Below are 7,603 nucleotides of genomic sequence, written 5' to 3' on the forward strand. Positions count from 1 at the left end.
CCGCCTATGTCGCGAGAAATAGCGCCGTTTACGGCGTCAATATTCCGGGCGAGATCGCCATCGACATGAAGGTGGTCAGGGCCCGTGCCGAAACCGTGACCATGAATGCCCGCAACGGTCTGATCGGCTGGTTCGCCGGCATGGACGGCATGACCGTGATCTACGGCCATGCCCGTTTCGAGGACCCGAAGACCGTCAGCGTCAACGGCGAGACGCTGACCGCACCGCGCATCTTCCTCAATGTCGGTGCGCGGCCGGTCATCCCTGACCTGCCCGGGATCAACGATATCGACTATCTCACCAGCACCTCGATCATCCATCTCGACACGCTGCCACGGCATCTGGCCGTGATCGGCGGCAGTTATATCGGGCTGGAATTCGCACAGATGTATCGCCGCTTCGGCGCCGAAGTCAGCGTCATCGAGCATGGCCCAAAGCTCGCGTCGCGCGAGGACGAGGATATATCCGATGCGATCGCCGATGTCCTGCGCTCGGAGGGCATCGACATTCATACCGGCGTCAGCGACATCGCCTTCGCCAGGAGCAGCGATGGAATAACGGTCGCCACCGATTCAGCGAGGATCGATGCGAGCCATGTGCTGATCGCCACCGGCCGCAAGCCGAACACAGACGATCTCGGCCTCGATGCCGCCGGCGTCATCACCGACAAGCACGGCTATATCACTGTCGACGACACACTTGCCACCAATGTCGAGGGCATCTGGGCGCTCGGCGATTGCAACGGCCACGGCGCCTTCACCCACACCTCCTATAATGATTTTGAGATCGCCGCCGCCAACCTGCTCGACGGCGCCGATCGCAAGCTCTCGAGCCGCATCCTGGCCTATGCGCTTTATATCGACCCGCCGCTCGGCCGTGTCGGCATGACGGAGAAGCAGGCGCGCGCCTCGGGACGCAAGATCATGATCTCGACCCGGCCGATGAGCCGCGTCGGCCGCGCCAACGAGCGCGGCGAGACCAAGGGCTTCATGAAGGTGATCGCCGACGCCGAGACCAAAAAAATTCTCGGCGCAGCGATCCTGGGCATCGAAGGTGACGAGGTGATCCACGGCATCATAGACGCGATGAATGCAGGAACGACCTATCCCGCATTGCAATGGTCGGTGCCGATCCATCCGACGGTGTCGGAGCTGATCCCGACGGTGCTTGGGGATTTGAAGCCGGTTTAGCTATCGAAACCCCGGGCCGAGGACAGCTGAGTGTCTATCGAACTGCTGATCGAGCACTACGGCCTATTGGCGATATTTCTGGGTGCAGCCTTCGAAGGCGAAACAGCCGCCTTCCTTGGCGGCGTGATTTCCCACCGCGGGCTGCTGACCTATTGGTCGGCGTCACTTGCGGCAACGGCAGGATCCTTCGCCGGCGATCAGTTCTGGTTCTTCGCCGGCCGTTATGCGGCTCGATGGGGTCTCGTTCGCCGGCTGATGGAAAGACCGGCGCTGGCGCGCGCAACCCGGCTTCTGGAGAGATATCCCACCGGCTTCATCCTTGCGTTTCGTTTTCTGGTGGGGTTGCGGACAATCAGCCCGATCGTCATCGGGACAACACGCATAGCGACCGGAAAATTCATCATCCTGAATGGGGTGGCCGCGCTGGTGTGGGGGCAGCTTTTCACGGCGCTCGGTTACGTGTTCGGGCATGGCATCCAACAGACATTGGGCCACCTCCCGCTTCATCGCCATCTGCTGATCGCAGTCGGAGCCGCGGCTGTCGTTGCAGGCGCGGCTCTTGCCTTTCGCAAGATGAAACTGAGCGCCAGGCACTCATAGAAGCGCTGTAGCGCCCTATTCCATCACGATCTGCAGCTTCACGTCGCTGGGCCGCGCCTCGACGGCGCGATCAAACGCCTTGATCGAATCTTCGAATGTGAAGGTCTCTGATATCAGTGGCTTCAGGTCGACGCGACCCGAGCCGAGCAGCGCGATCGACCGCTCATACTGGTGCGCGTAGCGGAACACCGTCTCGATGCGGATTTCCTTGGTAGATGCCGTCGAGACGTCGAAGCCGATCGGGTTGACCGGTAGGCCGACGACGACAATGACGCCACCCGGGCGCGGCAGCGCCATGATCGTCTCCCAGGCCTTCGGCGAACCGGAGCATTCGAAGACGACATCGGCGCCCCAGCCGTCGGTCAGCCGGCCGACCTCTTCGACCAGGTTCTTCTCGCGAATATTGACCGGAATGACACCCTGGTACTGCGCGGCGATATCGAGCTTCGGCTGGGCGAGATCGGCGACGATCGCGCGGGCGCAGCCGCCGGCAAGGGCCGCGATCGCCACCATCGTGCCGATCGGCCCGGCGCCGAGGACGACGGCAGTATCACCAGGCGTAATCTTCGCCTTGGCGGCCGCCTGCATGCCGACGGCGAAGGGCTCGACCATGGCGCCTTCGGCAAAGCTGACATTGTCGGGTAGCTTGAAGGTGTAATTGGCGGGATGCACGACCTCCGGCGTCAGCACACCGTGGATCGGCGGGGTCGCCCAGAAGGTCACGGCCGGGTCGATATTGTACAGGCCAAGCCGGCTTGCCTTGGAATTCGGATCGGGGATGCCGGGCTCCATGCAGACGCGGTCGCCGACTTTCAGATGCGTGACGCCAGCGCCAACCTCGACCACCGTGCCCGCCGCCTCATGGCCGAGCACCATCGGCGCGTTGACGACGAAGGGGCCGATCTTGCCATGGGTGTAATAATGCACGTCCGAACCGCAGACGCCGACGGTGTGGATCCTGATCTTCACCTCGCCGGGGCGAGTTTCAAGCGGCAGATCGATATCGCGAAGCGCAAGCTCATGCTGGCGCTCGAGGACAAGCGCGCGGACTTTGGTCATGTCGGTTTCCTTCCCTAATGGCTTGCCCATGACTCCATCGGGCAGCGTCGAAGGCGACTATAAGGCCCGAAGCCCTCCCAATTCAACCAGATTGCGAAGGCTTTTGCTCAACAAATGAAAAAATGCTCACTCGGACTTGCCGAGGCTCAGTACCGGCTGCGGCCCGTCGGGAAACTGCGCCAGCCTGGTCCGATGGCGAGCGGCCTCGGAAGGGCATTTATAAGATTTTTATATAGATGGCCTGTCGTCCGTCTCGAACCTTTATGCGCTTCGGCTCCATATTGATGTCCGAGAGATCGAAAAGATCATCTCCACGCCAGAAAGCATGAAAGGCGGCCTCCCAGCGCCCTTTGTCTTGTCTGACTCCAAGAAGAACAACAGGAGTCACGATCATGATGGATATCATTCTACTCGGCACCGCGATCATATTCTTCGCGCTGTGCTTTGCCTACACCCGAGCCTGCGACAGGCTTTGACAGGAGAAGCGACGATGACCCTCGATTATGTCTTGAGCGGTGCCGTAACCGTGTTTCTCACCGTTTACCTCACCTACGCTCTCCTTCGCCCAGAACGCTTTTAAAGAGAACTGGCGCTTCTGAGGTCGCGCATGCGCGCCCAGAAGCAGCCGGGTATTGAAAGTTTACCTCCATGACCCTCAACGGATGGCTTCAGATCCTGCTTTACTGCGGGATCGTCCTCGTGCTCGTCAAACCGCTCGGCGGCTATATGACGCGTGTCTTCAGCGGCGAGCGCACTTTCCTGTCACCGGTCCTCGTTCCGATCGAACGGGGACTTTACCGCATTGCCGGCACCAGCGAACGCGAGGAACAGCATTGGACCTCCTATGCCTTCGCCATGCTGATGTTCAACCTGCTCGGCGTCATCGTGCTTTACGCGCTGCAGCGCCTGCAGGCCGGTCTTCCCTATAATCCGGCCGGCATGGCAGCCATCCCGCCGGAGCTTTCCTTCAACACGGCCGTCAGCTTCGTCAGCAACACCAACTGGCAGAACTACGGCGGCGAAAGCACGATGTCGTATCTGACGCAGATGGCCGGCTTCACCGTCCAGAACTTCGTCTCGGCGGCGACCGGCATTGCCATCGCGCTCGCCTTCATCCGCGCCTTCTCGCGCGCCTCGGGCAAGGCGATCGGCAATTTCTGGGTCGATATGACGAGGGCCACTTTCTATGTGCTCTTGCCGATCTGCATCGTCCTGACGCTGGTCTTTGTCTATCTCGGCGTGCCGCAGACGCTCGGCTACTACGTCAATGCGACGACGCTCGAAGGCGCACAGCAGACGATCGCCGTCGGCCCCGTCGCCTCGCAGCTGGCCATCAAGATGCTTGGCACCAACGGCGGCGGCTTCTTCAACGCCAACTCCGCCCATCCGTTCGAAAACCCCGATGCGATCTCCAACCTCATCCAGATGGTGTCGATCTTCGCGATCGGCGCGGCACTGACCAACGTCTTCGGCCGCATGGTCGGCAATCAGCGCCAGGGCTGGGCGATCCTCGCCACGATGGGCGTCCTGTTCGTCGCCGGCGTCATCGTCACCTATTGGGCGGAAGCCGCCGGCAATCCGCTGATGCATGCCTTCGGTCTTGGCGGCGGCAACATGGAAGGCAAGGAAGTCCGCTTCGGCGTCGCCCTATCCTCGCTCTTTGCGGTCATCACCACGGCGGCCTCCTGCGGCGCGGTCAATGCCATGCATGGCAGCTTCACGGCACTCGGTGGCCTCGTTCCGCTGATCAACATGCAGCTCGGCGAAGTCATTGTCGGCGGTGTCGGCGCTGGCTTTTACGGCATCCTGCTCTTCATCATCGTCGCCGTCTTCGTCGCCGGCCTGATGGTCGGCCGCACGCCGGAATATCTCGGCAAGAAGATCGAGGCGAAGGAAATGAAGATGGCCGTTCTCGCCATTCTCTGCCTGCCGCTCGCCATGCTGGTCTTCACCGCAATTGCAAGCGTCCTTCCGAGTGCGGTTGCATCGGTCGGGACCGCCGGCCCGCACGGCTTCTCCGAAATCCTTTATGCCTATACATCAGCGGCAGCGAACAACGGCTCGGCTTTCGGCGGCCTGACGGGCAATACGCCCTGGTACAACATAACCCTTGGCCTCGGTATGCTGATGGGCCGCTTCCTGGTCATCATCCCGGCGCTTGCAATCGCCGGCTCGCTGATCGCCAAGAAGTCGGTTCCGGCCTCGGCGGGCACCTTCCCGACGGATGGTCCGCTCTTCGTCGGCCTGCTCGTCGGCACGATCCTGATCGTCGGCGGCCTGACCTTCTTCCCGGCGTTGGCCCTTGGCCCCGTCGTCGAGCACCTGGTCATGATCGCCGGCCAGACCTTTTGAGGTGATGCCATGATCCTCCGACACAGGCTTCGCAACGCCTACCACTCACGTCCTGGTGCGCCGGGACGTGGGAATGGCCCGAGACCCCAAGCCTCCGACATCATCCTGGTGATGATGGCAGGCCTCCTCGTCATCGCCGCCATATTCAAAATCTTACAGGGCTGACCGGCTTCCGGTTCGCCATCCTCGTTTCAAAGCTGGAGTCTCTTATGAGCCAGGCAAAATCCGCGAGCATCATGGATTCTCGCATCCTCATTCCGGCCGTGGGTGCCGCTTTCAAGAAGCTCAACCCCCGGGCACTCGCCAGAAACCCGGTCATGTTCGTCGTGGCCACGGTCTCGGTGCTGACCACCATCCTCTTCCTGCGCGATCTCGTGGCGGGCAACGGCAACCTCGGCTTCTCGTTCCAGATCAATCTTTGGCTCTGGTTCACCGTGCTGTTTGCCAATTTCGCCGAGGCCGTTGCCGAAGGTCGCGGCAAGGCGCAGGCGGATTCGCTGCGCAAGGCGCGCACCGAAACCCAGGCGAAGCTGCTGACCGCCAATAATGGCAGCGGCTACCGCATGGTGCCGGGCACGAGCCTCAAGGTCGGCGACCTCGTGCTCGTCGAGGCCGGCGACATCATCCCGTCGGACGGCGAAGTCATCGAAGGTGTGGCCTCCGTCAACGAAGCGGCGATCACAGGCGAATCCGCGCCGGTCATCCGCGAATCCGGCGGCGACCGTTCAGCGGTAACAGGCGGCACGCAGGTGCTGTCCGACTGGATCCGCGTCCGCATCACCGCCGCTGCCGGCTCGACCTTCCTCGACCGGATGATTGCGCTCGTCGAAGGTGCCGAACGCCAGAAGACCCCGAACGAGATCGCGCTCAACATCCTGCTCGCCGGCATGACGCTGATCTTCGTGCTCGCCACCGCGACGATCCCGAGCTTTGCCATCTATGCCGGCGGCTCGATCCCGATCATCGTGCTCGTCGCCCTCTTCGTCACGCTGATCCCGACGACGATCGGTGCGCTGCTGTCGGCGATCGGCATCGCCGGCATGGACCGCCTCGTCCGCTTCAACGTGCTCGCCATGTCCGGCCGTGCGGTCGAAGCCGCCGGCGACGTCGATACGCTGCTGCTCGACAAGACCGGCACGATCACCCTCGGCAATCGCCAGGCGACAACCTTCCGCCCGGTTCGCGGCGTTTCCGAACAGGATCTCGCCGACGCCGCCCAGCTCGCCTCGCTTGCCGACGAAACCCCGGAAGGCCGCTCCATCGTCGTGCTCGCCAAGGAAAAATATGCGATCCGCGGCCGCGACATGGCGAGCCTCAAGGCGACCTTCGTGCCCTTCACCGCCCAGACCCGCATGAGCGGCGTCGATCTCGAAGGCGCTTCGATCCGCAAAGGCGCAGTCGATGCCGTGCTGGCCTATGTCAACGGCGACGCATCCTCGAAGAACGGCAGCGAGGTCGTGCGCGAACTGCAGTCGATATCAGACGAAGTCGCCAAGGCTGGCGGCACGCCGCTCGCCGTTGCCCGCGACGGCAAGCTGCTCGGCGTCATCCAGCTGAAGGATATCGTCAAGGGCGGCATCCGCGAACGCTTCACCGAGCTGCGCCGCATGGGCATCCGCACCGTGATGATCACCGGCGACAACCCGCTGACGGCAGCCGCCATCGCCGCCGAAGCCGGCGTCGACGACTTCCTCGCCCAGGCAACGCCGGAAATGAAGCTGGCGCTGATGCGCGAGGAACAGTCGAAGGGCAAGCTCGTCGCCATGTGCGGCGACGGCACCAACGATGCGCCGGCGCTCGCCCAGGCCGATGTCGGCGTCGCCATGAACACCGGCACGGTCGCCGCCCGCGAGGCCGGCAACATGGTCGACCTCGACAGCGACCCGACGAAGCTCATCGAGATCGTCGAGATCGGCAAGCAGTTGTTGATGACGCGCGGCGCGCTGACAACCTTCTCGATCGCCAACGATATCGCCAAGTACTTCGCCATCATCCCGGCGATGTTCCTGACCTTCTACCCGCAGCTCGGCATCCTGAACGTCATGGGGCTTTCGACGCCGCAAAGCGCCATCCTTTCGGCGATCATCTTCAACGCGCTGATCATCATCGCGCTGATCCCGCTGTCGCTGAAGGGTGTCCGCTACCGTCCGATCGGCGCCGGCGCGCTGCTGTCGCGCAACCTGCTGATCTACGGCGCCGGCGGCATCATCGTCCCCTTCATCGGCATCAAGGCGATCGACATGGCCGTCGCAGCCCTCGGCCTCGCCTGAAACGCTCCAAGGAGTAAGAACAATGTTGAAAGAACTTCGTCCGGCGGTCGTCATGATCGTCGCCACCACCGCCATCACCGGCCTTCTCTACCCGCTCGCCATGACGGGTGCCGCCCAGGCCCTGTTCCCGAC

The 7,603-nt window shown here is 62.5% G+C and carries 7 protein-coding genes; 6 read left to right on the forward strand and 1 reads right to left on the reverse strand.

What is annotated here, in order from left to right; genetic code table 11:
- On the forward strand, nt 1–1,190 hold a 1,190-nt coding region (locus AC1D1Z_RS31360), incomplete at its 5' end, for an FAD-containing oxidoreductase (RefSeq protein ID WP_477852739.1).
- Between the two features lie 30 nt (nt 1,191–1,220).
- Nucleotides 1,221–1,790, forward strand: coding sequence for a DedA family protein (locus AC1D1Z_RS31365; RefSeq protein WP_210068199.1), 570 nt, complete (start codon nt 1,221–1,223; stop codon nt 1,788–1,790).
- Nucleotides 1,791–1,805: 15 nt separating this feature from the next.
- Here the strand turns inward: AC1D1Z_RS31365 and AC1D1Z_RS31370 are convergent, their stop codons facing one another.
- Nucleotides 1,806–2,849 carry an NAD(P)-dependent alcohol dehydrogenase gene (locus AC1D1Z_RS31370; RefSeq protein ID WP_112908635.1) on the reverse strand — a complete coding sequence of 348 codons (1,044 nt, stop codon included), beginning with the start codon at nt 2,847–2,849 and terminating at the stop codon, nt 1,806–1,808.
- A 490-nt stretch (nt 2,850–3,339) separates the two neighbouring features.
- Here AC1D1Z_RS31370 and AC1D1Z_RS31375 point away from each other — a divergent pair, with 490 nt between their 5' ends.
- The 4 genes from AC1D1Z_RS31375 to AC1D1Z_RS31390 form a co-directional block, all read left to right on the forward strand.
- A complete protein-coding gene (locus AC1D1Z_RS31375; RefSeq protein ID WP_003547774.1) occupies nt 3,340–3,429 on the forward strand; it encodes a K(+)-transporting ATPase subunit F in 90 nt (29 codons plus the stop codon).
- A gap of 68 nt (nt 3,430–3,497) precedes the next feature.
- On the forward strand, nt 3,498–5,201 hold the full coding sequence (gene kdpA / locus AC1D1Z_RS31380; RefSeq protein WP_018448529.1) for a potassium-transporting ATPase subunit KdpA: 1,704 nt from the start codon (nt 3,498–3,500) through the stop codon (nt 5,199–5,201).
- A 209-nt stretch (nt 5,202–5,410) separates the two neighbouring features.
- The gene (gene kdpB / locus AC1D1Z_RS31385; RefSeq protein WP_065277473.1) at nt 5,411–7,471 is read left to right on the forward strand and encodes a potassium-transporting ATPase subunit KdpB; all 2,061 of its coding nucleotides are present in this window, start codon (nt 5,411–5,413) and stop codon (nt 7,469–7,471) included.
- A gap of 22 nt (nt 7,472–7,493) precedes the next feature.
- On the forward strand, nt 7,494–7,603 hold a 110-nt coding region (locus AC1D1Z_RS31390), incomplete at its 3' end, for a potassium-transporting ATPase subunit C (protein WP_477852743.1).

This window comes from Rhizobium sp. P1_E1, assembly GCF_056406015.1.